This is a genomic window from Psychrobacter sp. K31L (genome assembly GCF_017942195.1).
Classification (GTDB): Bacteria; Pseudomonadota; Gammaproteobacteria; order Pseudomonadales; family Moraxellaceae; genus Psychrobacter; species Psychrobacter glaciei.
Map to the genome: position 1 here is coordinate 29374 of NZ_JAGKSC010000003.1, position 25501 is coordinate 54874.

22 protein-coding genes are annotated in these 25501 nt (G+C 43.5%); 12 read left to right on the forward strand and 10 right to left on the reverse strand.

From position 1 onward, the window contains the following. The first annotated feature begins 39 nt into the window (after window positions 1-39). The gene (locus J5X94_RS05680) at window positions 40-693 is read left to right on the forward strand and encodes a DsbA family oxidoreductase (RefSeq protein WP_210540565.1); all 654 of its coding nucleotides are present in this window, start codon (window positions 40-42) and stop codon (window positions 691-693) included. 174 nt (window positions 694-867) lie between these two features. Here the strand turns inward: J5X94_RS05680 and J5X94_RS05685 are convergent, their stop codons facing one another. After that, window positions 868-1476, reverse strand: a complete 609-nt coding sequence (locus tag J5X94_RS05685; protein WP_210540566.1) for a TetR/AcrR family transcriptional regulator — start codon at window positions 1474-1476, stop codon at window positions 868-870. A gap of 279 nt (window positions 1477-1755) precedes the next feature. On the opposite strand from J5X94_RS05685, the gene J5X94_RS05690 reads away from it, so the two are divergent. Beyond that, a complete protein-coding gene (locus J5X94_RS05690) occupies window positions 1756-2289 on the forward strand; it encodes a peroxiredoxin-like family protein (RefSeq protein ID WP_210540567.1) in 534 nt (177 codons plus the stop codon). A 187-nt stretch (window positions 2290-2476) separates the two neighbouring features. Here the strand turns inward: J5X94_RS05690 and ppc are convergent, their stop codons facing one another. From ppc to hppD, 5 genes are all read right to left on the reverse strand, one after another. Further along, a complete protein-coding gene (ppc, locus tag J5X94_RS05695) occupies window positions 2477-5257 on the reverse strand; it encodes a phosphoenolpyruvate carboxylase (protein WP_210540568.1) in 2781 nt (926 codons plus the stop codon). 632 nt (window positions 5258-5889) lie between these two features. Beyond that, complete coding sequence (locus J5X94_RS05700; RefSeq protein ID WP_189585165.1) at window positions 5890-7278, reverse strand: Na+/H+ antiporter NhaC family protein; 1389 nt, start codon at window positions 7276-7278, stop codon at window positions 5890-5892. 92 nt (window positions 7279-7370) lie between these two features. After that, entirely contained in the window at window positions 7371-7712 is a 342-nt protein-coding gene (locus tag J5X94_RS05705; RefSeq protein WP_210540569.1) for a 4a-hydroxytetrahydrobiopterin dehydratase, read from the reverse strand. Window positions 7713-7818: 106 nt separating this feature from the next. Beyond that, the gene (gene phhA, locus J5X94_RS05710) at window positions 7819-8781 is read right to left on the reverse strand and encodes a phenylalanine 4-monooxygenase (protein WP_210540570.1); all 963 of its coding nucleotides are present in this window, start codon (window positions 8779-8781) and stop codon (window positions 7819-7821) included. A gap of 442 nt (window positions 8782-9223) precedes the next feature. Then, window positions 9224-10324 carry a 4-hydroxyphenylpyruvate dioxygenase gene (gene hppD, locus J5X94_RS05715; protein ID WP_210540571.1) on the reverse strand — a complete coding sequence of 367 codons (1101 nt, stop codon included), beginning with the start codon at window positions 10322-10324 and terminating at the stop codon, window positions 9224-9226. A gap of 178 nt (window positions 10325-10502) precedes the next feature. Between hppD and J5X94_RS05720 the strand changes: the two genes are divergently transcribed. From J5X94_RS05720 to J5X94_RS05740, 5 genes are all read left to right on the forward strand, one after another. Further along, complete coding sequence (locus tag J5X94_RS05720; RefSeq protein WP_201588478.1) at window positions 10503-11432, forward strand: LysR family transcriptional regulator; 930 nt, start codon at window positions 10503-10505, stop codon at window positions 11430-11432. Between the two features lie 276 nt (window positions 11433-11708). After that, window positions 11709-12905: an aromatic amino acid transaminase gene (locus tag J5X94_RS05725; protein WP_210540572.1), complete on the forward strand. Its 1197-nt coding sequence runs from the start codon at window positions 11709-11711 to the stop codon at window positions 12903-12905. Window positions 12906-13179: 274 nt separating this feature from the next. Further along, entirely contained in the window at window positions 13180-14493 is a 1314-nt protein-coding gene (gene fahA / locus J5X94_RS05730) for a fumarylacetoacetase (RefSeq protein ID WP_210540573.1), read from the forward strand. 124 nt (window positions 14494-14617) lie between these two features. Continuing rightward, window positions 14618-15193 (forward strand): VOC family protein, encoded by a 576-nt coding sequence (locus J5X94_RS05735; protein WP_210540574.1) that lies wholly within the window; start codon window positions 14618-14620, stop codon window positions 15191-15193. A gap of 35 nt (window positions 15194-15228) precedes the next feature. Next, window positions 15229-16281, forward strand: coding sequence for a TRAP transporter substrate-binding protein (locus tag J5X94_RS05740; protein WP_210540575.1), 1053 nt, complete (start codon window positions 15229-15231; stop codon window positions 16279-16281). 79 nt (window positions 16282-16360) lie between these two features. Here the strand turns inward: J5X94_RS05740 and J5X94_RS05745 are convergent, their stop codons facing one another. After that, window positions 16361-17215, reverse strand: coding sequence for an IclR family transcriptional regulator (locus tag J5X94_RS05745; RefSeq protein WP_210540576.1), 855 nt, complete (start codon window positions 17213-17215; stop codon window positions 16361-16363). A 130-nt stretch (window positions 17216-17345) separates the two neighbouring features. On the opposite strand from J5X94_RS05745, the gene maiA reads away from it, so the two are divergent. The 5 genes from maiA (at window position 17346) to J5X94_RS05770 (ending at window position 22768) form a co-directional block, all read left to right on the forward strand. Further along, window positions 17346-17993 carry a maleylacetoacetate isomerase gene (maiA, locus tag J5X94_RS05750; RefSeq protein ID WP_201588930.1) on the forward strand — a complete coding sequence of 216 codons (648 nt, stop codon included), beginning with the start codon at window positions 17346-17348 and terminating at the stop codon, window positions 17991-17993. Between the two features lie 503 nt (window positions 17994-18496). Further along, window positions 18497-19996 carry a DUF4331 domain-containing protein gene (locus tag J5X94_RS05755; RefSeq protein WP_210540577.1) on the forward strand — a complete coding sequence of 500 codons (1500 nt, stop codon included), beginning with the start codon at window positions 18497-18499 and terminating at the stop codon, window positions 19994-19996. 27 nt (window positions 19997-20023) lie between these two features. Continuing rightward, window positions 20024-20305, forward strand: coding sequence for a hypothetical protein (locus tag J5X94_RS05760; RefSeq protein WP_210540578.1), 282 nt, complete (start codon window positions 20024-20026; stop codon window positions 20303-20305). A gap of 76 nt (window positions 20306-20381) precedes the next feature. Beyond that, the gene (locus tag J5X94_RS05765; protein WP_210540579.1) at window positions 20382-21626 is read left to right on the forward strand and encodes a tetratricopeptide repeat protein; all 1245 of its coding nucleotides are present in this window, start codon (window positions 20382-20384) and stop codon (window positions 21624-21626) included. After that, window positions 21623-22768 (forward strand): HupE/UreJ family protein, encoded by a 1146-nt coding sequence (locus J5X94_RS05770; protein WP_210540580.1) that lies wholly within the window; start codon window positions 21623-21625, stop codon window positions 22766-22768. The genes J5X94_RS05765 and J5X94_RS05770 overlap by 4 nt, the downstream gene beginning before the upstream one ends. 269 nt (window positions 22769-23037) lie before the next feature. Here J5X94_RS05770 and J5X94_RS05775 read toward each other — a convergent pair whose 3' ends face one another. The 3 genes from J5X94_RS05775 to J5X94_RS05785 all read right to left on the reverse strand — a co-directional run bounded on the left by J5X94_RS05775 (window position 23038) and on the right by J5X94_RS05785 (window position 25412). After that, on the reverse strand, window positions 23038-23439 hold the full coding sequence (locus J5X94_RS05775; protein WP_189585118.1) for an ExbD/TolR family protein: 402 nt from the start codon (window positions 23437-23439) through the stop codon (window positions 23038-23040). Between the two features lie 38 nt (window positions 23440-23477). Then, a complete protein-coding gene (locus tag J5X94_RS05780; RefSeq protein ID WP_210540581.1) occupies window positions 23478-24068 on the reverse strand; it encodes a MotA/TolQ/ExbB proton channel family protein in 591 nt (196 codons plus the stop codon). A 270-nt stretch (window positions 24069-24338) separates the two neighbouring features. Continuing rightward, the gene (locus J5X94_RS05785; protein WP_210540582.1) at window positions 24339-25412 is read right to left on the reverse strand and encodes an energy transducer TonB; all 1074 of its coding nucleotides are present in this window, start codon (window positions 25410-25412) and stop codon (window positions 24339-24341) included. Between the last annotated feature and the right edge of the window lie 89 nt (window positions 25413-25501).

A 25501-nucleotide genomic window follows, 5' to 3' on the forward strand; every position in this document is an offset into this window, starting at 1 on the left:
ACAGACCCTAATTAAAAACTAAAAAGATAAGGAATCAATATGAATAATTCAGAAAAACCATTACGAATAGATATCGTATCGGACGTGGTTTGTCCTTGGTGTGTCATCGGTTATCGACAATTGGCTGAAGCACTCAAGCAAACGAACACCGCCCATGAAATTCATTGGCATCCGTTTGATCTGAATCCTGACACCCCACCTGAAGGCCAAAACTTGCGTGAGCATATCGCTAAAAAATATGGATCAAGTAAAGAAGAGTCTGATGCTAGCCGCGCAATGATGACTAAGGCTGGTGCAGAAGTGGGTTTTGAGTTTAATTTCACCGAAGAAACTCGCACTTATAATACCTTTGATTTGCATCAGTTATTGCATTGGGCTAATCAACAAGGTCGAATGCATGATTTAAAGCAAGCCCTATTCGCCGCTCACTTTACCAACGCTAGAAATATCGCTGACACAGAAGTGCTGGCAGATATTGCAGCGGAGATTGGCTTAGATCGTAGCGAAGCCTTAGCGGTGCTAACAGATCAACGCTTTGCTGAAGACATACGTCAATCCCAGCAGCAGTGGCGTCAGCAAGGCATTCAAAGCGTACCCTCTGTTATCTTTAATCAAAAGCATTTGGTGAGTGGCGCACAAGGCGTTGAGAACTTCAAAAATATCTTGCAGCAACTAGTAGAACTGCCAGATTAATTGGTATTTCTCGTTAAGGCTAAAGTCTTTTTTAAAGCGCAGCTATTAGGGCGTGTCCTCATTTAAAATAAAAGGGCTACTTGAAGCTTTAAACTTCGAGTAGCCCTTTTTAGGTTTTATCCATTTATAAAATGAATGGACAATACTAATTGATTTTTAGCCTAGCAACCATACTCAGCTAGCAAACGAGTCAGTGCGCATCTCTTCTATAGAAGATGCCATGTCTTCCGCCAGCGCATGCACCGCAGCACTATCGACATCACGCTGAGCAAAGGCACGCAGTCCCATGACTTCTGCCTGCAAACGACGTCCTAGCCTAACCGCATCAAGCTCACTATCAATCTCACCCAACCGCTGTGCCTCAACGAAACATTCTGTAAAGCGTGTCTCCAAGCCCGCCAGTAATTTTTCGACTTTATCTAGTGCTGACTGCTCTCGAGCCCCAAGCTCCAGTAAACTTTTGACCAACATACAGGCCCGACTTGGTATTTTTTGGTCGCGGATACCACCCAGTTGACGCATATAAGCTGCCAAACCTAATAAAGGTGACTCATGGCTAGCTAGTACGCGTTCAAGCTCCATCAGTGCGGCATGGGCGTAATGCTCTAGCGCTTCTTGAAACAGTCCATTCTTATTACCGAATGCAGCATAGATACTACCCGGGCGCATATCAAGGACTTGCTCGATATCTTTTAGAGAGGTGGCATGAAAGCCCTTTTGCCAGAACAGCTGTATAGCGCGCTCTAAGGCTTCTTGACGATTATATAGCGTAGTACGTGACATAATATTTTCCAATTTCTCAAAGCCATGACTCCTATATGAAGTCAGTATAGCTGTATCGTATCGTTTGAGTAATTATTCAATTTTAACTTGAATGATTGCTCAAGTCCAGTTAAAGTAAGGTCAACCAGCCTCCAATGGAGCGTTAGGTGAGGTTTATGTAAAGCTCGTTCATAAACCCTAAACAAATCATAATTGACTGACTATAAGAAGCTTGATTTAATAATCGAATCTTTTAGCTTTCGTTATTCACATTATTATAAAAATTCAAAGGATAAAAATATGCAATCAAATGACTCTCAAAAACTTCGCGCCGGTTCTCAATTTCCTGATCTACAGGTACAAATGCGAGATGGCGAAATGCAATCGTTGGGTAAGCCTGAAAATGGTCACGATTGGAAATTAGTGGTTGTTTATCGAGGCAAGCACTGCCCGATTTGTACTAAATATCTTAATCAGTTAGAAACGGTCAAAACGTCATTTGCCGACGCTGGTGTCGATATCATTGCCGTATCAGCTGATAGTAAGCAGCAGTTAGAAACACATCTAGAAGAATTAAACATTAACTTCCCGATCGCTTACGGTTTGACAGTTGAGCAGATGAACAAGCTAGGGCTTTATATCTCTGATCCACGCTCAGAAAAAGAGACCGATCATCCTTTTGCAGAGCCTGGTGTATTCGTTATCAATGCCAAAGGAGACATCCATATCATTGATATCTCTAACGCGCCTTTTGCTCGACCTGAGCTTGAATCGCTTGCCAGTGGGTTGTCTTATATTCGAGGAAACGACTACCCGATTCGCGGCACGCATTAGTAGCCATAAAAATACCATGGCTACTACTAGGGCATATTCTCATTTTAAAATAAGGACACGCCCTAAACGCGATAGCAAAAAAAGATAATATTTCGAAACATCAAAAGCCCCTCAAACTTTATAGTTTGAGGGGCTTTTTACATAGACCAACGCAACAGACCCTAAACTTAATCAATGCTTAGCAGTGCTAACCGGTATTGCGTAAGCCCGCTGCCAGTGCATTGATACTACGGATTAATGGGTCTTCTACGTTAATATCCTCATGATCAGCATATTCCATCGTATCTTGTTGTCTGGCACGCTTTAACAGCTCAATCTGTATATAGTTAATAGGGTCTAGATAAGCGTCTCGCCATTGCAGGGATGCCGCAAGGTTTTGTTGATTGGATAACAAAGAGTCTTGCTCAAGCAGAGAGTTTAAGCCTGAATTGGTCAGCGTGTATTCATCGGTGACTGCTGTCATAATCTGTTCACGTAACGGCTCATCATCACATAGTTGGCTATAGGCCTGTGCAATATTCATATTGGCTTTGGTAAAAGCCATCTCGATATTACTGATAAATACGCTAAAAAACGGCCAGTGTTTATTCATCTCTTTCATTAGTGCTTCGTCAGCTTTGACACTATGCAGCGCACTACCTACGCCATACCAAGCAGGTAAAGTGAAGCGCGCCAATGACCAACCGAATACCCAAGGAATGGCTCGCAAAGTCGTCTTACTTGGTAGGCCTTTTTTACGATGGGCTGGGCGTGAGCCAATATTTAATAAAGAGATTTCTTGTACTGGGGTCACTTGCGAGTAGAATTTATAGAACCCTTCAGTATGATCGGTCAGCTCACGATAACGTTGCTCGCCCGCGTCTGCTAAGCGTGCAAACAAGTCTTCATAATTTGGCAACTCAGTGGGTTGCACCACGAACCTTGAGGAGCAGGCTTTGAGTGTGCCCGTGATCGCCATGGTCAGCTCAAATACTGCGGTATCGGTATTGGCATACTTAGCGTAGAGAACTTCACCTTGCTCAGTCACTTTAATCTGACCATGCAGTGTGCCCGCTGGTTGCGCAGCAATGGCTTTGTGCGTTGACCCACCACCACGGCTCACTGATCCGCCACGACCATGGAATAAGCGGGTTTTGATGCCATATTTTTCAGCAATGCTATTGATAGTTTGCTGTGCGCTATAAAGCTGCCAAGCAGAGGTGATAATACCGCCGTCTTTTGATGAGTCTGAATAACCTAGCATAATCTCTTGCGTGTTATCCGTGTTCCGTAGCAGTCCACGATACAGTGGATTGTCTAACACGGCAGGTAAAATCTTATCGATATTTTTAAGATCTTCAATGGTTTCAAACAACGGTGCCACTGGTAAGTCAGCAGACAATTGACCTTCATCATCGAGCCTACATAGGCCTGCAAACCGCATTAATAGCAATACTTCTAATAGCTGACTGGCATTATTAGTCATCGAGATCACATAACTGCCAAAGGTGTCAGCGCCAACAAGTTTTCGTAACATTGCGACTGAATTCATCAGTGACAATTGCTCACGTGTTTTGTCTGTCAAGTTATCGGTATAGATAAGTGGCGTGCCTGGTTTTTCTAGCAAGCGTGTCAACCATTCTTGACGTTCGGTTTCGCTTAGCGCTTGATAATCTGGTAGGTTCGAGGCACTGGCAAAAATATCAGCAATAACCTCGCTATGGTACGAGGACTCTTGACGGATATCGAGCGCCGCCAAATGAAAGCCGCAGGTTTTGACCAAACGAATCATATCGAGCAATAACCCGTCTGCATGTGCCGTATCATGTGTATTCACGCTATGACGGATAATGCGCAAGTCCTCTAGTAACTCTTCTGGATTGCGATAAGCATCCTTTTCAGCCTCAATATCAGTGCCTTTGCTCTGAATGCGGCGATTGGTGGCTTTGACTTTAGTAAGGATGACAGAGAGCAGTCGACGATAAGGCTCATTGCTATAGTCATCGAGATTGTAATCAAACACACGCTGATCAAGCTCACCGTAACTGGTGATTTTGGCATATACGTCAGGTGAAACGGTGACAGTCGTATCACTATGGATGAGCTGGCGACGCAGTTTTTTTAGTAGTACTTGGTAGTGACGCAACACAGTATCCGCATGCATTAATACGGCAAGTTCTGTGGTCTCAAAAGTCACGAAAGGATTGCCATCTCTATCGCCGCCGATCCAAGAGCCAAAGCTCATAAATGCAGGTAACGGATAGTCTGTCAGCTCTGGATAGATATCAACAATGGCTTTTTTGATATTACGATATACCTTTGGGATGGCATTGAACAAGCTGGCATTAAAGTAGTGTAAGCCGTTATTTATTTCGTCATATACCAATGGCTTACGCGTTCGCACTTCATCAGATGACCATAACAAGTCAATCGTTTGCGCCGTTTGCTCTTTGGCCTGCTCGTAAGCAAAACTGTTTTCGGTCAAATTATTTAAGGCATCGCTATGCGTGAATAGACTTTGTAAGATGTTCATCGTGGTACGGCGACGAGCTTCAGTAGGATGCGCGGTGAATACAGGCGTAAACTTTAGCTGATCAATCAGCTCTTGCATTTGAGCGGGCTCAATATTACGCTCACGACACTCAAGCAACGTACGACGAAACGAGCCTTCCCAGCTTTGCTCAGACTGCATGCGCTGCGCGTGACGTTGCTCTCGCAAGTAATTCTCTTCACTTAAATTGGCTAAGAAAAAATAGATAGAAAACCCACGTATGACGTTTTTTAAGGTTTGATTGTCCAAAGAAGCGATAAAATCGATGAGCTGCTGTTTATGGGCTTCGTTAGGCTCACGGCGCTGCTGAATAAAGCCTTTACGCAGCGTCTCAATCGTATCTAGCGTCTGCTCACCAGATTGGCGAGAGATAGCATCGCCAAGCAATGAACCCAACAAACTGGTGCGTTTACGTAGTACGTTATTATCTAGTGTCATCTTCAACCTTCTTATTAAATGAGTGAGTACCAATGAATGAGTAACATAGTAAAATTATGATTTTAGTTGCTTAACCTATGGCGGTTTATTGATATAAATAATTCGCTTTTATTATTTTAGCTGCCCAAGCAATTTACCACATTAACCATAGCAAAACTATCGAACCTCGATAACATAACCAAGCTCTAGAATTGCAGACTCACCCTAATAAACGAAAAATATAAAATACGACAAAAAGTGAACTCAATATAAGATCAAAAAACCTGCATCCCTTTGTATGCATATTGCTGTCACTAACACAGTGATTTCATGAGTTATTCATCATTGCACTCAAACACGATATATAGTCAAAATACCCCAGAAACGCTACGATACTGCTGATATCAATTTTTTGTAGCCTCTGTCTGCGTAGGCACAGCAAGCAAGAAAAATTGATATCAGCAGTGCGTGATGTATCTATATTACTGTTCACTGACTACGCCAGCCCAAAACTTAGAAAAAAGCCTCGTGAGCTTGCACTACGAGGCTATATTTGAGGCGTGTTATCAATGATAGTTATGATGTAATGTCGAGATAGTCATAAGCAGTCAGCTCATAAAAATAGAATCTGACGTCATTACATTCTTATCGATTTAGTGCTTCTCTATTCGACTGATAGTCACCCCTGTAAAGCCAAATAATATCGTCAACAGTAGCGACAAATAACAGAAGAATGCATAAGGCAGATAATCAAGCACGGGCACACCTAACGCTTGGCTGATAAACACACCGCACACACTCCAAGGCACTAGCGGATTAATAACCGTACCGGCATCTTCAATCGTACGAGACAGATTCTTAGGATGTAAATTCAAACGCTCAAACGTCGGACGAAAGGCAGTACCAGATAATAAAATACTCAAATACTGCTCACCAATCAGTACGTTGATGCTTAAAGCAGACATGGCAGCGGCAAATATGGCGCGTCCTGATGTGGTTAATGTGTCTTTGATCCCTAACAACAATGCTGGCAAAATACCCAATGCCGTTAGTAGTCCACCAAGACTGAGTGCCAATATCACAATCGCTTGGGTAAAGAACATACTCTGCACACCGCCGCGCGATAACATGCCTCCTACTTCACCCAGCTCTAATGATTCAGCGGGTGCATACCCTGCAAATAGATAACCACCTAACTGTCCAAAGCTCGGTGAGCTGTGCAAATAAGTAATAATCAATGCCGCAATAATGGTACAGATAATCGTATAGATAGCATTGACGCGAAAGATAGCCAATCCAACCAGCACGACAAAAGGCAATACCGCATAGCCTTGTACCAGCCCGCTTTCAATCAACTGCCCTTGCAGGATAGTCACCTGACTCAAATCTGAGCCAGCAGTCTGACCTGAGAAAAACCAAAAAATAATGACCGTCAGTATCCACGCTGGTACCGTGGTGTACATCATATTGCGAATATGCTCAAACAAATCAATACCCACCACCGATGAAGCAATGGTACAGGTGTCCGATAATGGCGACATTTTATCACCGAAAAATGCGCCTGAAACCACAGCACCTGCCGCAATCGCCACGTTGGCATCAAACGCATTACTCATCCCAATAAAAGCCACGCCCAATGTCGCGGCAGTGGTCAAACTACTGCCCAAAGCAATACCGATAATAGAAGTCAGCACAAAGGCAGAGATATAGTAATACTCAGGTGAAATCAGCTGAAAGCCAAAATACATCAGCGTTGGAATGGCACCAGACATCATCAAGGCGGCGACCATTAAACCGATAAAGAAAAACAGATAAATGGCACCGATACCACGCATGACACCTGATGCCATTTGCGACTGCATATCATCAAAGCTTAGCCCTTTGAACAGACCGATGCCTAGCAAGACACAGATAGCGAGAATCAATGATAAATGTGGTACCCAGCCAAAGCCAATCATGGTGACACCCATGATGGCGATGACAATGGCAGAAATCATAAAAGCAAGTTGAGGCGAAATTTGGGTTAATATCTTTGGCGGCATCACACGTCCTTAGCTTGCCAGCTGTATCTGGCATAGAAGTTGGCTTTGAGTGTGGCAAGTTTAATGAGTTACAATGCTTATTGCTACCTTCATCACTTACCAATTAGGCTATCGGTCTTTGCAGCCATAACAAAGTCATTGCGATGCAACCCTTTAATGCTATGCGACCACCACGTTACAGTGGCTTTGCCCCACTCTACCAAGATGCCTGGATGATGCCCTTCTGCTTCAGCGATGTCTGCCAATTGATTGGCAAATGCCATCGCCTTGACGAAGTTTTTAAATTTATATTGGCGTTGCAATTGTTTGATGCCATCAACGTCAATCAATGACCAATCTGGAATTTGCTGTAATAGCTCGCTTGCCTCAGCATCCTCAACTGTTGGTGCACCAATACGGCAGGCTTCACAGCTGGCTTGTGATAATGTCGTCATTATAATTTCCTTTTATGTTAACTGTTTTTTTAGTAAATATACGTCCGTGTTGACGCTGTTCTTATTGCTATATGATTCAAAGGATGCTGCGCTTCCCAATCATGCATTAAGCATTTTTTGCCGTATAAGCTGGCTCAAACAATCCCAGTGACATGGCTTTTTTGACCATTGCCATGATGTCGCTATTAACGATATCGAATAACGTATCCAAATCATCAATGACATAATAAATCGGCTGAATATGGTCAATACGATAAGGAGTACGTAACACATCAAGCAAGTCAAACGCTCGATGCTCTGGTTGAGGCTGGGACTTATGTTGAGACTGAGGTTCTGCTTGCTGCTCAGAACTAGCATTGAGTGCATAAATGGTCTCAGACGGTGAGCTTAAGATGCCACCGCCATAGATTCGACGGTTATCTTGGGTTTTTCCTACCAAACCAAACTCGATGGTAAACCAATAAAGCCGTGCCAAAAACCATCTCTCTTCTTTGCTGGCATTGAGACCCAGCTTGCCATAAGTCTCATTAAAAGTCGCAAATGCAGGGTGTGTCAGTAGCGGACAATGTCCGACGATTTCGTGGAAAATATCAGGCTCTTCGATATAATCCATATCATCAAATCGACGGATAAAAGTTGCAACGGGAAAGGATTTATTGGCAAGCAATTTGAAGAACTTACCAAAGCTTATTAGCGCGGGGACAGCAGCAGTTTGCCAACCAGTAGTCGCTTGCAATACCTCATCGATATCATGCAATTGTGGAATACGGGTGGCGGGCAAATCCAGCTTTTTCAAACCGTCTAGATAGGCTGGGCAGGCGCGATTGGGTATTTGCTCGGCTTGACGCTCAAGTAACGCTTGCCACATGCCACTTTCATCATCGCTATAGTGAATATGATCATGACTATCCGGCTGATGCGACACGTAAGGTTGTTTTTTCGGAGTAGAATCACTCTTTTGATGCGTAGAGTCATCGTGGCTAGCAGTATCATTGTTTGGTGTTTTAGAAGCGACACTATTGGCACCGATGGTGGTATTAAGAGAATCTATATGTGATAGGCGTTCCATGCCTGTGTTCCTTTTATTGCAGTTAGCGCTTTAAATGTTGTTAGTCGCGTTCAATGATGATTGAACCATCACATTGGCTTCACGACATTACAAAGTGCAGAGCTCATTATGGGCAAGACAAACTACTTTCATCCTGCCCATTTTTTTAGGGTCTGTTGAACATTCAAATGTGGAACTGGCAGTGGCTATTTTTTAGACAATACGCAGTGAAATTTTTGACGCCTAGTCGTTCTAGGTTAGACAATTTCGCCATGTATTAGCAAAAAATAGCCCTGCCCTGAAAGGCTAATACTAAAATCGCCCCAAACGTTGTTGTAAACCTAGCTAAGGTCTCGACATTATCGTCGGTTTACGCCTAGTTTGGTGCGATTTTAGCGATCAGCAGTCCTAATATTTGAATGTCCAACAGACCCTATTAACTTTTCCCTAAATGTAGCGTAAATTATGGCGTTTCAGTCTGTGGCTGACCAACCGCGCCGCGGCGCACTTGGTCACGCTCGATAGATTCAAACAAGGCTTTGAAGTTGCCTTCGCCAAAACCATCTTCGTAATCGCCTTTACGTTGGATAAATTCAAAAAACACTGGGCTGCCCAAGATAGTTTCAGAGAAAATCTGTAACAGCAGACGTGGGACAGAACCCTCAGTCGTGCCATCGAGCAAGATACCACGCATTTGTAGCTCAGATACAGTTTCGCCATGACCCGGTAGACGCTCGTCCAGCATTTGGTAATAAGTATCATTTGGTGCGGTCATTAGTGGAATACCAGCCGCTTTTAGCTTATCGATACTGGCAAACAAGTCATCGCTAGCCAAAGCGATATGCTGAATACCTTCACCGTTAAAGTGCATCAAATACTCTTCGATCTGACCACCGCCCTGCTTGGCTTCTTCATTTAGCGGGATACGAATTTTGCCATCAGGCGCTGTCATGGCTTTACTGGTCAGACCAGTGTATTCACCTTTGATGTCAAAAAATCTAATTTCGCGGAAGTTAAAAACGCGCTCATAAAAGTTTGCCCAATAGGCCATGCGACCACGGTAAACGTTATGGGTTAAATGATCGATGACTTTAAAGCCATGTCCGATAGGGTTTCTGTCTACATCAGTAAAAAATTCAAAGTCGACGTCATAAATAGATTCACCATCTTTATAACGGTCAATCAGATAAATCAATGAACCGCCAATACCTTTGATAGCAGGAAGGCGCAGCTCCATCACACCCGTTGGTACGTCTACTGGCTGCGCGCCCATCTCGATGGCACGCTCGTAGGCTTGTTTGGAATCTTGTACCCGAAAACCCATGCTACAAGCACCCGCGCCATGCTCTTCTACAAAGTAACTGGCTTGGCTTTTTGGCTCACGGTTCAGGATAAGGTTAATGTCACCTTGACGGTATAGCGCAACGTCCTTTGAGCGATGATTGGCTACGTGTGCAAAGCCAAGCTGTTTAAACAATGCCTCGACAGCATCTGGTTTAGGTGAGGCGAATTCAACAAAATCAAACCCATTTAAGCCCATTGGGTTTTCAAATAAATCTGCCATTGTAATCATCCTTAATTTCAATTGGTGGTCTAAAAATCATAAAAACAATATGAGAAAGCACCCTTAATCATGAGAAAGCACTCTCAATCAATAATTCATTATTGACGATGCATTTATATTAGATTAGGTTTATTTATAAGACTAATTGTTTTTTATGATTTATTTATCAGGTTTACTTATGAATATCAGCATTCGCCAACTCACCGCTTTTATCCAAGTCGCTGACAACGGTAGCTTTACTCGTGCCAGCGATCAAATGCATTTGACCCAATCTGCCGTTAGTGGATTGATTAAAGAATTAGAATCTGGCCTCGGTATTGTGTTATTTGACCGTACTACCCGTCAGCTGTCTTTGTCGGTAGTTGGACGGCATTTGTTGCCACAAGCACGGCGTATTTTGAATGAGATGCAGCTGTTCGAAAATGAGGCGAGTAGTTTGACCAGCTTGGCGCAAGGTCAAGTACGGCTAGCCGTTTCGCAGTTCGCAGCCTCGTCCATGCCAGCAGTTATCGCTCAGTTTTCCAAACAACACCCCGAGATTGGCGTGTCGTTATTGGACTGTTCAGCAGAAAACTTACTTAGACATATTCAAGACATCGAAGTCGATTTGGGTGTCGGTACTGAGCTTGGCTTTATGGAGACTGATGACGATGTCAACGCTGATTTGTTATATCAGCTGCCATTTTGTGTGGTGATGCCTGACAGCCATGCGCTGGCACAAAAACGTGAGATAACGTGGCAGGATTTATTAGACATTCCGCTCATCACGCTGCAAGGTCCTTTCATTGAACAAGTGACAGCAGAACTGGACGATCAGATCGCCAGCCATATCCAGCAGGCACGATATAAAGTGAATTTTATGTCTACCGCCCTTGAGATGACCCGTCAAGGATTTGGCATTACGCTTTGCTTGCCCTACATGCCTGAAGTTATCGACTGGGTCAGTGCCAACGGCTTGCAAATGCGACCTTTGTCCCAGCCTGTTAAGATGCGACAGTTCTTTATTTATCAACGCTCCTCACGCGCGCTATCCCCTGCCACTATTGCTTTCAAGAAATTCTTACAGACGTATTTTAACGATCATTTTGATGGTTTACACAATACTTAATTTGCATAACACTTAGTTTGTACGGTACTTTATTTTTATAGTACTTGATTTTTATAGCACTTAATTTTACATAGTACGTAAGCCAAGTTTATTCAATCCTTGACGGAAACCATAAATATAATTAAAAAATAAATAGGGCATGTTGGTGTTTTTCAAGCGTTTTATATATTATTTGGCTTGTCGTCAGTCAATGTGACTAAATCTTACGTTGAGTTAATTATCCATTTGATTTATGCTTTTTGGCTTCGCGACTCATATTTTTTGTAAGGATACAGAATGTTTAGAAGTGTAGAATATTATGCTGGTGACCCTATCCTAGGGCTTATGGACAAGTTTTCTGCTGATCCCAATCCCAATAAAGTCAATTTGGGCATCGGTATCTATTACGATGAAGAAGGGGTACTGCCCGTACTGGACTGTGTAAAAACAGCCGAAGAGTGCATTGCCGACCCTATCTCTGCGCGTCCCTATTTGCCAATGGCAGGATTGCCTGGTCATCGTAGCGCTTGCCAAAACTTACTGTTTGGTAAAAACGCTCAAGTGTTAACTGATGGTCGTGTGGCTACGATAGCGACCCTCGGTGGCTCAGGTGCGTTAAAAGTTGGCGCTGAGTTTATCCATCAGTGGTTCCCGCAGTCGAAGTGCTATGTCAGCGACCCGACATGGAGCAACCATATCGCCATTTTTGAAGGCTGCGATGTAGAAGTTGGCACTTATCCCTACTACGATAAAGCCAGCAGCAGCATCAAATTCGATGAGATGATCGGTTTTTTTGAAACTTTAAATAAACAAGATATCGTGTTGTTGCATCCTTGCTGCCATAATCCAACCGGTATGGATTTGACCAAAGCGCAATGGGATAAAGTCTTAGAGGTGATACAACAGCGTGAGCTGATTCCCTTTATGGACATTGCCTACCAAGGGTTTGGCGAGGATATGGACAGTGATGCTTATGCTATCCGTAAAGCGGTTGATATGGATCTCATATTATTCGTGAGCAATTCCTACTCGAAAAACTTGTCTCTGTATGGAGAGCGTGTCGGCGGTCTGTCCGTCGTTTGCCCTACCGTAGAGGAAACCGAACGCGTCTTTGGTCAGTTAAATTTCATCGTTCGCCGTATTTATACCAGTCCCCCATCACATGGCGGACGTGTGGTCGATATCGTCATGAATGATGACGCACTATACCAGCAGTGGGTTAGTGAGGTTTATGGCATGCGCGACCGTATAAAAGCCATGCGCTTAAAGCTCAAGTCGGTATTAGAGTCTAAACTTCCTGAGCGTAGTTTTGATTATATTACTCGTCAAAACGGTATGTTTAGCTTTACCGGATTGACAGTTGAGCAAATCGAGCAATTACAAACCGAATTTGGTATTTACATGGTATCTAACTCACGTATGTGTGTGGCAGGCTTAAACGTCAACAACATTGATTACGTGGCCAATGCCATGGTAAAGGTTTTAAAAGACTGATTAAATCACACAACTAAAAATGTGGTTTGATAAAAAAGGCTGAGCACTTGCTCAGCCTTTTTTTGTGTTTCATTTTGGTGTAATTAGTAAAAATAATAATACAGTCAGTGAAAAGTAATATCGATACATCACGCACTGCTGATATCAATTTTATAGCTGGTATAGCGCCAAGCCATTGCACAAAAAACTTGCAATCCACATATCAATAAATTACATTATACGTAAGTAGTTAATTATAACGTAATCATAAATTTATATTAGCAAGGAGCAAATCATGTCAACGATTGACGCAAGCCTCACCTCATTTATCGATATCACCCCCGATTCTGACTTTTCAATCCACAATCTCCCCTACGGTATTTTTAGCGATACCAAAGACGCTGCTGGTAATAACAAGCGCCGCGCTGGTGTTGCCATCGGTGAGCATGTACTGGATTTGTCTGTACTGGAAACAGAAGGGTTATTGACCTTAGAGGGTGGCTCATACTTTGACCAACCTACTCTGAATGCTTTTATTGATTCAGGTCGAGACAATTGGACGCAGGCACGTACAACTATTCAAACACTGCTGTCTAGCGATAATGATACCTTACGTGACAATGCAGACTTACAGCAAAAGGCGCTGTTTAAACAAGCAGATGTCACCATGCATTTACCTGTTCGAGTGCCCGGTTTTACCGATTTTTATTCTTCTAAAGAGCATGCGACCAATGTCGGCACCATGTTCCGCGACCCAAACAACGCCCTACTACCTAACTGGACTGAAATGCCTGTTGGCTATAACGGACGCGCCAGCACCGTCATCGTTAGCGGGACGGATATCGTACGTCCATCAGGCCAGCTAAAGCCCAACCCTGATGACCGTCCTATTTTTTCTGCCTGTAAGCGTTTAGATTTTGAGCTAGAGACTGCATTTGTCGTTGGCAAAGGCAATCATATCGGTCAACCAATCGCTGTAGATGAGGCCTCTGATCATATCTTCGGTATGGTACTGCTTAACGACTGGTCAGCCCGAGATATCCAAAAGTGGGAATACGTACCTTTAGGGCCATTCAATGCTAAGACCTTTGCTTCTGAAGTGTCCCCTTGGATTGTCACCATGGATGCATTGGCCCCGTTTAAAACGGCTTGCCCAACACAAGAACCTAAGCCACTTGCTTATTTAAATGAAAAAGCGAGCAATAACAGCTTTGACATCAATCTTTCGGTTGAGTTACTACCTGAAAATGCGGAGACGGCTACTGTTCTTTGTGAGACCAATTTTAAATATATGTACTGGTCAATGGCACAGCAGCTTACCCACCACACCATCACTGGCTGCAAAGTCGAAGTCGGCGACATGATGGGCTCAGGGACGATTTCAGGGCCAACGCCAGACTCTTATGGCTCGATGCTAGAGATTGCTTGGAATGCGACTAAACCAGTCACGCTAAAAGGCGGCGAGACGCGCAGCTTCATCGAAGATAGCGACACAGTGATCATGAAAGGCTATAGCGAGAAAGACGGCATTCGTGTTGGATTTGGTGAAGTACGCGGCAAAGTACTGCCAGCACTTAGCTTTGATTTTGATTTTGATTTTGATAAATAATAACCGTATATAAAAAAGGCGTAAAAGTAGATTCAAACTGTCAGAAAATAATGACATACCGTCTATAAGCACTGGCAGCTTGTCTATTGATATTAACGATACGCCCTATCAAAAGGAGTTTGATATGAGCTTTACCATTGAAAAAATTCATCATGTGGCTTATCGCTGCAAAGATGCCAAAGAGACCGTTGAATGGTATCAAGAACACCTAAACATGGATTTCATCTTGGCATTCGCAGAAGACCATGTGCCTTCAACCAAAGCTTTTGACCCCTATATGCATGTCTTCTTGAATGCTGGTAGTGGCAATGTTTTAGCTTTCTTTGAAGTACCCAATCAACCTGAGATGGGTTTTGATCCAAACACCCCAAATTGGGTGCAGCATTTGGCGCTAAAGGTCAAAGACCGTGATGAACTATTGATTGCCAAAGAGCATTTGGAACAAGGCGGCATTGACGTCATTGGTGTAACCAATCACGGTATATTCCATTCTATTTACTTCTTTGATCCCAATGGTCATCGCCTTGAGCTGACTTATGACGATCCAACCTCAGAAGACAAAGTCTCGATGATTACAGACGCCATCAAGCAAGACATGCTAGATGAGTGGTCTCGTACCAAACGCGCCCCAGCACATACGCAGTTTTTGCATAGTGAAGAGCTGGCTGAAGCACGCGAAATAGCGCCTGTCGGTGAATAGCAAACCATATCTAACCATCATGAAAGGATTCGATGATGAAAGTAAAAACCCCTTTAGGAATACTCTTGGCTGCCTCTATTGCGATGACTGGCTGCTCCAATAACGACCAAGCAGCAGGCGCGTCTACAGATGCAGGTGAAGTGACGACGTTGCGATTCTCTCATTTTATGACTGCCACTGACAACATAAACACCGAAGCATTAGAGCCATGGGCGAAGAAAATTGAAGCCGATTCAAACGGCCGCTTAAAGGTTGAGATATACCCTTCTGCGACGCTCAGCAAACCAGGTGCTACCTATGACGCTACGGCTAAAGGCAGTGTAGATATTGGTATGCAAGCGCAAGGATATACAGCAGGACGATTCCCTTTGACTCAAATTGTAGAGTTGCCGGGTATCACAAATACTGCACAGCAGCAGAGCTGTATACTTCATAAACTATATGACGAGGGTGTCATTAAAGATGAGTATGAAGACACTCACTTGCTCGCTTTGATAGGCACTGGACAAGGAGCGCTTCATACGGTTGATAAACCGATTCGCACGCCAGCTGATATGAAAGGTCTGCGTATTCGCCAACCTTCTGCGGTTGCGAGCCATATTATCGAAGCCACTGGTGCTGCACCTGTCGGCATGCCTGCCAGTGATACTTATACCTCGCTTCAGCGCGGTGTCATTGACGGGCTCAGCTTTACTTGGCAGCCCATTCAAGCGTTTCGCCTTGATGAGCTGATCAATACGCACACCAACATCCCTTTTTATAATTCCACCTTTGTGATCAGTATGAACAAAGATAAATATAACAGCTTGCCTGATGACCTCAAAAAAGTGATTGATGACAATTCTGGCGCAGAGCTGGCAGCGCATATCTCTAAGGTATTTGACGTCAGCAATGCCAAAGCGATGGCTGCTGCTAAAGAAAAAGGCGATATTATGATTGATATCCCTGACCCACTCAACGACCCAGATTGGAGAGGCCCATTAATGGAGGGCTCTCAGCATTACCTAGATGAAGTAAATGCGACTGGCCTAGACGCTGACAACGTATACGAAAAAGCAAAAGCGGCCAGTAGTGCCTGTATGGTTTAGAGGATGAATATCATTAGATGATGTTCGAAAATAAATCTTTTGATGCGATAGCCAGTTAGCTTATAGAATCACATACTGGCTACGCTATTTGATAACGCTGCGCTATTGCGAGTATTTGTTCGACCACGTTATGTTGCTCGCTCATCGGTAATTGCTCTGTGGTTCCAATAATAGTGATGGCGTATTCTAACGGTAGCGCTTCGTTAACAGTTTTATCACTACTCGTGGATGGTTTAGCAGCACTACTGGCAAGCTGCGGTAAGATGACAGGAATTGTAATGGCATTAATGCCCATGAGCATATCGCCCGTCACTGTTGCATAGCCTTGAGTACGAATTTTGGCTTGCAAGTGACTGAAATTCTGCCATTTTTCTGTAATTATTGCTTCATTGTCTGTCTGCCATTCAGCTGCGACCAATGGCTGAATGATGACATCTGGCTGATAACTGGCAAATAACTGCCCTGTCGCCGATGTCGTCAGTGGCATACGCGAACCGATGCGAGTAATGATACTGATTGGACTGTCTGGCTCAACCGACTGAATGATGATAGGGCCTTCACTAAACCATTTGGCGATTTGTACCCCGCAATTTAAGGTGTCTTTAATCTCATTAGCCACCTGCGTGAGACGTGCCAAAAGATTGTTTTGGTTGAATCCAGTATGTCCTAATGATGCCAATGCATTGACTCTATCGCCCACTCCGTATCGACCATCATCGAGCTTACGAGCATAGTCTTTACGAATGAGGCTGACCAAGTAACGATGGGATTTTGCTGGGTGCATTTGCATGGCTTCAGCGATATCCTTTAGCATCATAGGCTCATTGCGGTCGATCAGCACATCTAGAATCGATAGCCCAATCTCAAGCGACTGGACGCCACTTTGGTTTTTACTGGTGACAGAACTATCTAAAAGGGTTTTGGCTGCTGGCATGATTTGCTCAATGAATAATTTACTTAGTTAAATGTCAATTTAAAGCTGGGATAAAGATTTAACATCATCACGCTTGTTTTAGGCCGTGTTGAACATTCACAACATATCATAATAAAAGGAATTAATAATGATGACACTTTATGGCTACTTTCGCAGTGGCACTTCTTACCGTACTCGTATCGCTATGAACCTAAAAGGTTTAGATTACGACGATATCGCAATCAATTTGGCACAAGATGAGCAGTTAGAGACTGCCTTTAAAGCGATTAACCCGCAAGGATTGGTGCCAGTCCTAAAAGTTAATGATTTACTATTATACCAAAGTCCAGCTATCTTGGAATGGTTAGAAGACGTCTACCCTGAGCAGCCATTATTGCCTAAAGATGCTGCTGGACGTATGCATGTGCGCGCGTTGAGCGCCATGATTGGTTGCGACATTCATCCGCTTAACAATCGCCGTATCTTACAATATTTACGTAATGAGTTATCAGTAGATGAGGAAAATGTGATTGCATGGTGCAATCGCTGGATTAGTGAAGGATTTGCCGCTTTAGAGACACGTTTGGCGGCGGATAAAAATCGCGGACAATTCTGCTATGGTGACAGTCCTACTTTTGCAGATTGTTATTTGATTCCTCAAGTTTCTTCCGCTCGCCGTTTTAAAGTAGACCTCAGCGCTTATCCCAACGTCGTCGCTATTGATGCCCACTGCCGCACGCTAAAAGCCTTTGCAGATGCTGACCCTATGATGCAACCCGATGCCCCTAAGCCTCAATAAATCACGAACCCGTTATTGAAAGGATAAGCACGTTGCAAAATAGGTTCTATAGTCGATTCAATGTAAAAAGAACACAGCTTAAAAAGAACATAGCATTGCTGGGATTGATTTTCGAAGCCTCTGTCTGCGCAGGCACAGTAAGCAAGAAAAATTGATATCAGCAGTGCGTAATGTATCGATATTACTTTTCACTGATTACACCCTCTTGTTTTAATACACCCTCTTGATTTTTAACTGATTATAGGCGATAGTTACTGACTTTAGTACAACTGCTTTGATATTGTTTTCAAAGCAGTTTTTTGTAAAAAACCGACGACTGGTATCAGAAAACCGATAAAAGTTCTAATAATGTGAGCTAATTCAGTGTATAGTTTAAATGAACTTGGTAAGGATACTATTTAATTTAATTAATCAAACTTTAGAATGTAATTGAATTCATCAAAGTTCATATGTTATGAAATTTTCACAGCCTCTATCACTTAAGTTTTTCTACAAGGATCCGTATGAAACACACCACAAAGGCTCTAATAGCAGCCATGACTCTATGCGTTAGCGCAAGCGCCGTCGCCTCTAGTCACCGTGAAGCCCCTTCCATTACCAAAACCCCTAAAGTCGATGCCACTGACTTTTATATGTTCAATAGTTATGAAAATAATCGAGCCGATTACGTCACGATTATTGCCAACTATTTACCGCTACAAGACGCTTACGGTGGACCTAATTACTTCGCATTAGACGACGATGCCTTGTATGAAATCCATATCGATAACAACGGTGATGCTGTCGAAGATATTACCTTCCAGTTTGACTTTACCCAAAACTTAAACAGTATCGAAATCGACTCAGATGGCAACCCATCGACAGCAAATGTCGCCATTCCTTTGTCCAACGCTGGTGATGCTTCGGTTGCTGCTAACGTACAAACCAGTGAGAGCTATGACGTCACGATGGTCAAAGGCGATCGCCGTAGTGGCTCACGCACTGATTTGGGCAATTTCAAAAAACCATTTGACTATATCGGTACCAAATCGTTTGCTGACTACCCTACCTATGCACGCAGCTTCATTAAACCGTTAAACTTGGGTAGCTGTGGTCAAGGTCGAGTATTCGTTGGTCAACGTGCTGAGAGCTTTGCAATCGACTTGGGTAGAGTGTTTGATTTAATCAACCTAAACCCATTAGGTGCACGTAATGGTGGTACTAACATTCTGGCAGATAAAAATATTACCTCTATTGCCATGGAAGTGCCTAAAGCTTGCTTAGTTAACGCGACTGGTAACGATCCTGTCATCGGTGCTTGGACAACGGCTAGCGTTCGTCAAGCGACCTTGGTAAATGGCAATCCTGCTTCAGGTATCAGCACAACGGCCAAAAAAGGCGGTGCATGGACGCAAGTGTCACGACTAGGTATGCCATTGGTCAATGAAGTGGTTATTGGACTTAAAGATAAAGATAAATTCAATGCGTCAGAGCCAAAAGATGATGTAGCAAAATTCGCGCCTTATGTCTTCTATCCTACGCTTCCTGCTCTAATTCAGACTTTATATCCGCAAGCGCCAGCACCAACGAATTTCCCTCGTCAAGATTTAGTCACCGCATTTTTAACGGGTGTTCCTACGATCAACAAACCTGCTAATCCAAAACAAGTGCCGGCAGATATGTTACGACTGAACACTAGCACGCCTGCTGTTGCAGCTGCCAATCAAAATGACTTAGGTGTGATTAGTATTATTCCAGGTCAGAACGATGGTCGCCCAAGTGCAACTGCTAAAGATGTGGCAGGTTTTCCAAACGGTAGACGTCCTGGTGATGATGTCACTGACATTGCGTTGAGAGTATCTATGGGTGCTTTATGTCATGCTGGATTGCCTGCAGACGTCACTTGTGTGCCTGCGGATGCTAAAGCTGGCAAAGCATTGTTTACAGATGGTGCAGTCAAACCTGCAACCGAGTTTGACTCTGTCTTTCCTTATCTAAAAACGCCTAACCCAGGTAGCCGATAAGCTGAATCTAACCCAAGGAGAAATACTATGCGCTATATAATGTTAGCCGTATTGATCACTGGATCAGCTGCACTTTCTGGTTGTTTCAATGATAATGACAACAATGACTTTGACTCGTCAAATCAGGTTGATAATGCTGTTGCGGCAGACCAAGCGAAAGCGAAGTTAGCCGTTAATAATACCTCTGCTGTGATTGACGCTAGTAATAATGTCGACACTGATGAGCCTCAAGATATTGATCGGGTAATGCTGCCTGAAGCCAATTTGGCAGAACCTGTCGCAGTATCAGGCGCCAATGCCTCGCTGTAGTTTGACCTGAAGTTATCCAAGCACCTAATCAGTTTACTGATTGGGTGTTTCTTTATGTTTTGAGCCGAGATATTTTATGCATTGGATTAAATTCCCTATCGGATTATTACTGTTATTATCTCTCAGCAGCCAACTGCTTCACGCTGCCCCCTTTATACCAAAAGACGATCAACAAATTCTAGCGACCCTGCCTACAGATTCCCCAGCGCCGCGCTATCTAAACGCTGCTGACTTTCGAACTGACACACACACAAATACCCCAGCACAAACCAGTCAATTACTAGAACGTGCGTATCTACAAGGTGATCCTCGGGCATTGGGTCAGGCACGCGCGCAGTTAGATCAGAGCACAGACCAGAGTATAGATACGCTAATGCTACGAGCACGAGCATTGCAGTCAGATCATAAATTTGCTCAAGCAAAAGAGTTACTAACACAGATATTAGAACAAGAAGCGACTCATCCAGATGCTCTATTAACTCTTTCTTCTTTACTGGTCGTCCAAGGTCAGTTTAAAGACGCTTTGAGCTACTGCAACAAACTTGATGATCCTGAATTGCGTGTTTATGAGCTGGCTTGTCAGGCTCAGATACAGAGCATGACTGGGCAGCTTGAACAGGCAAAACAAACACTCAGTGGACTGGCGGCGATCGCACCTGGGTTAGATGCATCAACTGCTCGCTGGATATACTTGATGCAAGCAGATGCCGCATTACGTAGCCAAGATACTTCGCTTACCAATCAGATTTTTAGTGTGATGGACGATCAAACCGTACCGGCGCTGATGGCTCGCGCTGACTGGCTATTGAGTATCGGTGAGTATGAAAAGGTACGCGATATGCTCCAAGAGCATACGGATAAAGACGCCTTGCTACTACGCCTTATCACTGCTCAAATGGAATTAGGCGACCCTCAAGCACAGAAAAACTTGGCCTTGATGAAAGAACGCATTGAGGTATGGCAGATACGCAAAGAAAACGCGCACATGCGCGAACAAGCGACTTATGCTTTGCTGGCCAATCAAGTGGACTCAGCACTAAAATTGGCTCAAGATAATTGGCAACAGCAGCGTGAAACGGCTGATATCGTGCTCTATGCGAGCGCAGCTATCAAAGCTGGCAGCCAAGCAGACATCAAGCTAATACGCCAATTCATGACAGACACGCAATTCGAATATCCTGCACTAGAGCAAGCGCTACGCTCAGGTAAAATCAGTGATTGTCTAAATTGCCAAGTTGCCACTATGCAAACGTCCAACACTCAAGCCAAAAGCACGCAAACCGTAAACACGCAAGGTATGAATAAGGAGAAGCTTTTATGAATGCGCTTCGCAGACTTATTGGAAGTCATACTTATCGTTACCTGACGCTGTTGTTACTGGCGCTGACGTGTTCAGTGGCACAAGCGCATGAGTCTAGTACCGCCTACTTAAACCTCAATCTGAGCGACTCTGAGAGTACGGCAGAGAGTAAATATGATGCTGAATATGAGCTTTCACTGCGCGACTTAGCGTTGCTGATTGATATAGATCCAAACAAAGACAGTCAAGTCAGTTGGGCAGAAGTAAAGTCACAGACATCGCTGATAGAGCAACTGATTCAATCCAAAATAAAACTAGAAAGTAGCGCACAAGCGTGTCAAATTACAAAATTTGCGCCATTGGCCATTAATACACGTGGCGGATTTAATTACTTATATAGCAATTTTGCCTTAAGCTGTACTCAGCCCATCGATAATCTTGATTATCAAATATTGGCAGGTATCGATGCTAACCACCGATTGATTCTGACTCAGGCTAATGATGACACTGCCCTACAAGTGCTAGCAGTAGGTCAAAGCCCATTAGGAGCGCAGGCAAATACTGGCTGGATGTCTACCGCGACTAATTTTCTCAAAAGCGGTATACACCACTTGCTGATTGGTTGGGATCATCTGTTATTCTTATTTGTACTGCTCATTCCTGCGGTGTACGTGCGCAAACAGAAACAATTGATTGCTGTCACTAAACCAAAAGCGGCGCTGCTTGAAGTGTTTTGGATTGCGACTTCGTTCACACTCGCTCACTCCATTACACTTAGCTTAGCGGCACTGCAAATCGTTAGCATACCGCCACGCTTTATCGAATCTTTGATTGCATTGTCTATTGCCTTTGCCGCGCTCAATAATGTCGTGCCATTATTACGGGTACGAGCGGTCTATCTGGCCTTTGTTTTTGGACTGATTCACGGTTTTGGTTTTGCCAATGTATTGGTAGACTTGCCACTTGCTACCAGTGCACGTGTATTAGCGTTGTTGAGTTTCAATATAGGCATTGAGATGGGACAGTTAGTATTTATCGCTTTGGTGTTTCCAATAGCGCTACTATTACGTCACACACAATTTTATAAATGGATTATATTTTATATCGGTTCGCTGATTAGTATTTTAGTGGCACTGTGGTGGTTTTTTGAACGGGCATTTTAGATGATTGCCGTTTTCTTCCTTTTAAGCTGATTCAAAAAATAAACCCTAGAGCGTGTCATCATTTAGATTGTGAGACTTAAAATGAGAAAAATTGCAGCCAAACAAGGAAGAAATAGCCGCTAATATGAACATATTGGCAAAATTTCTGACGATGTTTGGCTAAATTTAGCCATTTTAAGACCACTAAATGTATTCATGTGCTAATTGATGACACGCCCTAGCATCTTCTTGATGGTAGGGCTTATTTTTTACGGTTGTATTTCAAAAGCTTATTCATTGACGAAAGCAACTTTAGTGAGACCTGCATTACTCGCAGCAGCCAAGACTTGCGCCACCATATCGTAACGAGTGTCTTTGTCTGCGCGCAGATGAATACTAGGATCTAGCCCATCACTTGCTGCTTGCGCAAACCGTGTCTGTAGTTGCGGTAATGACAGCGACTCTTCATCCCAAAACAGCTCATTATCTTGATTAATACTGATTTGTAATATGTCATCAGGCAAATCATTAATCGTAGCACTGGTCTTGGGCAGATCCAATGGCACAGTTGGGTTCATCACTGTCGCTGTCACTAAAAAGATAATCATCAGCACCAGCATGATATCGATGAGCGGTATCAGGTTCATCTCGCTCAAACCTTGAGTGTCATCATCTCCTAGATGAAACGCCATGCGTGTCTCCTTTTTTATAGCCAATAAATTGCAAAGATCTAAACATTTGTATTCGTTTTATCTGTCGCCACTGCTGGACGCATCGATGCACCTAAGAGACCATGAGCGATATCATTGGCTAAGAATAACGTTCGACGATTCATACGCGCAATGATGTTATAAAAAATCACAGCAGGAATCGCAACGGCAAGACCAAGCCCCGTCATGATGAGCGCCTCACCTACTGGACCTGCCACTTGCGCAAGCCCTGCCTGCCCGCTCATACCGATACTGCGTAGCGCATGAAATATGCCCCATACCGTACCAAATAATCCAATAAAGGGTGCAATAGCGGCAGTCGTACCTAGTAGCGGCAATCCTTGCTCACTGCGATGTCGATAGCGACCAATCAGTTGCAATAAAGTCTGCTCGGTCATCAATCTGCGCTCCTCTGCACTGGCTTGCAAACTAGGCGGTACTTGTTTTTGCAATTGCTGCGCTAAATCAGCCGCGACAGTTTTGGCCAGTTGGCGACTATAATACAGCCGCAAAATTCCTGTGACCCAAGAAGCAACCGATAACGCAAAAAGCGCAAAAAATAAAGCCTTGGTAATAATATCTGTGTATTGCCAATAATCCATAAGATCCATACATCTTCCTTAACGTAACTATCTTGACTTGGCTATCTTAACGTAATTATCTTGACGTAATTATAGTAGATTCACTTTAAAAAAATACCATACTGCTGGGATGAGTTTTTCTAAAGCTCTGAAGTGCCAAGCACACAGCAAGCAAGGAAATTTATAATGCCTAGGTGTGATACTTGCCGTTTTTTTATATTGATCTGACGATAGATCGTATTGTTCATTTAAAAACAGCTGCTATCATTGTCATCGGCGAAAGACCTTACAAATTCTATGTTAATTGTTAAATGTCGGTCTCTCATATACCAATGACATCGGCACAATCGCATCAACTGTTTTACCGTCTTTTTGCAGTGGATTGAGTTGCCCTGTCCTGACCTGCGTGGTTGCCATTGCATCGATTATTGGACTGCCTGAGGGTTCAAGCAGTTGCACCTCAGTAATATAGCCTTCTTTATTGACATGCAACTCTAGCATGACGATAAACACATCACCGAGCTCAGTATCAACGCTACGCCATATTAGCAATGGTAAGCTAGTCGTCGGTTCGTGCTTATCGAGCCAGCTACCATAATCTGCCAAAAACGGGGCCCTCTCGTCATTTTTATTGATTTTATTATTTTTATCAGCCTTCTCATCTATAGCGGCCTGATCAGTGACTTGCTTTTCGGCTTGGGCAGCGGCTAACTTCAGCATGTTGGCAATTGTTTCATTGGCTGCTTGTATGCGCCATTGCTCTTGTTCGGCGAGCTTTCGGTTGGTTTGTTTTCCTAGTGCACGTTTCTGTCTGGCTTGATCACGGTTGAACTGCGCTGTCACAGCTCGAATCATCGCCGATAGATCTTGCTCTGTGTCCTCTGATTCATTTGATACATTCGATATTTTTCTTGATTCTACTGTCGTCAATGGTGACGCTGATGAGGGGTTTTCGAGAGAATTTTCAGGATTTCTTTCTAAATTGGGTGGTTTTTTAGCCACGTCAGTGTTTGTTGTTGAAGGTATTAGCGCTTCTTTTGTTTCAGCTTTTAATGTTGCAGCTGATAACGTCTGAGCAGATGCTACTACTGTTTCTAATGGTTTGATTGGTTGAGTCTCAGAGATGGGCTTTTTTTCCGAGACAGGCTTGGATTGAGGTTCTGTACTTGGCGTATTGGTAGGAGGTGACGCTAATGTGATTAGCTCTAGTTGAATGGTCTCTGGTTTATTTTTTATTTCGGGAGGTTTTGGGGTATCGATAGACATCATTGCCCATACCGTGGCACCGTGCAAGGCAACCACAAAAATGGTGACCCAAGCATTGAGAGGACGAGTGAATGGATTTGGTAGTATCATGATGATTAGAATACTCATTAAAAACAAACCTGTATATCGATTTATTCAATAAATAACCAAAGCATATCAAACATTCAGTAAGGGCACTGCAAACCACTATGCTTTAA

Excerpts from the sequence above, each read along its gene's own strand:
- J5X94_RS05720 (WP_201588478.1), top strand. The coding sequence starts at position 10,503 with ATGAATATCAGCATTCGCCAACTCACCGCTTTTATCCAAGTCGCTGAC.
- J5X94_RS05765 (WP_210540579.1), top strand. The coding sequence starts at position 20,382 with ATGCATTGGATTAAATTCCCTATCGGATTATTACTGTTATTATCTCTC.
- ppc (WP_210540568.1), bottom strand. The coding sequence starts at position 5,257 with ATGACACTAGATAATAACGTACTACGTAAACGCACCAGTTTGTTGGGT.
- J5X94_RS05680 (WP_210540565.1), top strand. The coding sequence starts at position 40 with ATGAATAATTCAGAAAAACCATTACGAATAGATATCGTATCGGACGTG.
- J5X94_RS05700 (WP_189585165.1), bottom strand. The coding sequence starts at position 7,278 with ATGCCGCCAAAGATATTAACCCAAATTTCGCCTCAACTTGCTTTTATG.
- fahA (WP_210540573.1), top strand. The coding sequence starts at position 13,180 with ATGTCAACGATTGACGCAAGCCTCACCTCATTTATCGATATCACCCCC.
- J5X94_RS05785 (WP_210540582.1), bottom strand. The coding sequence starts at position 25,412 with ATGAGTATTCTAATCATCATGATACTACCAAATCCATTCACTCGTCCT.
- J5X94_RS05745 (WP_210540576.1), bottom strand. The coding sequence starts at position 17,215 with ATGCCAGCAGCCAAAACCCTTTTAGATAGTTCTGTCACCAGTAAAAAC.
- J5X94_RS05685 (WP_210540566.1), bottom strand. The coding sequence starts at position 1,476 with ATGTCACGTACTACGCTATATAATCGTCAAGAAGCCTTAGAGCGCGCT.
- J5X94_RS05740 (WP_210540575.1), top strand. The coding sequence starts at position 15,229 with ATGAAAGTAAAAACCCCTTTAGGAATACTCTTGGCTGCCTCTATTGCG.
- J5X94_RS05775 (WP_189585118.1), bottom strand. The coding sequence starts at position 23,439 with ATGGCGTTTCATCTAGGAGATGATGACACTCAAGGTTTGAGCGAGATG.
- J5X94_RS05690 (WP_210540567.1), top strand. The coding sequence starts at position 1,756 with ATGCAATCAAATGACTCTCAAAAACTTCGCGCCGGTTCTCAATTTCCT.
- J5X94_RS05780 (WP_210540581.1), bottom strand. The coding sequence starts at position 24,068 with ATGGATCTTATGGATTATTGGCAATACACAGATATTATTACCAAGGCT.
- J5X94_RS05735 (WP_210540574.1), top strand. The coding sequence starts at position 14,618 with ATGAGCTTTACCATTGAAAAAATTCATCATGTGGCTTATCGCTGCAAA.
- J5X94_RS05705 (WP_210540569.1), bottom strand. The coding sequence starts at position 7,712 with ATGACGACATTATCACAAGCCAGCTGTGAAGCCTGCCGTATTGGTGCA.
- hppD (WP_210540571.1), bottom strand. The coding sequence starts at position 10,324 with ATGGCAGATTTATTTGAAAACCCAATGGGCTTAAATGGGTTTGATTTT.
- J5X94_RS05770 (WP_210540580.1), top strand. The coding sequence starts at position 21,623 with ATGAATGCGCTTCGCAGACTTATTGGAAGTCATACTTATCGTTACCTG.
- J5X94_RS05725 (WP_210540572.1), top strand. The coding sequence starts at position 11,709 with ATGTTTAGAAGTGTAGAATATTATGCTGGTGACCCTATCCTAGGGCTT.
- maiA (WP_201588930.1), top strand. The coding sequence starts at position 17,346 with ATGACACTTTATGGCTACTTTCGCAGTGGCACTTCTTACCGTACTCGT.
- phhA (WP_210540570.1), bottom strand. The coding sequence starts at position 8,781 with ATGGAACGCCTATCACATATAGATTCTCTTAATACCACCATCGGTGCC.
- J5X94_RS05760 (WP_210540578.1), top strand. The coding sequence starts at position 20,024 with ATGCGCTATATAATGTTAGCCGTATTGATCACTGGATCAGCTGCACTT.
- J5X94_RS05755 (WP_210540577.1), top strand. The coding sequence starts at position 18,497 with ATGAAACACACCACAAAGGCTCTAATAGCAGCCATGACTCTATGCGTT.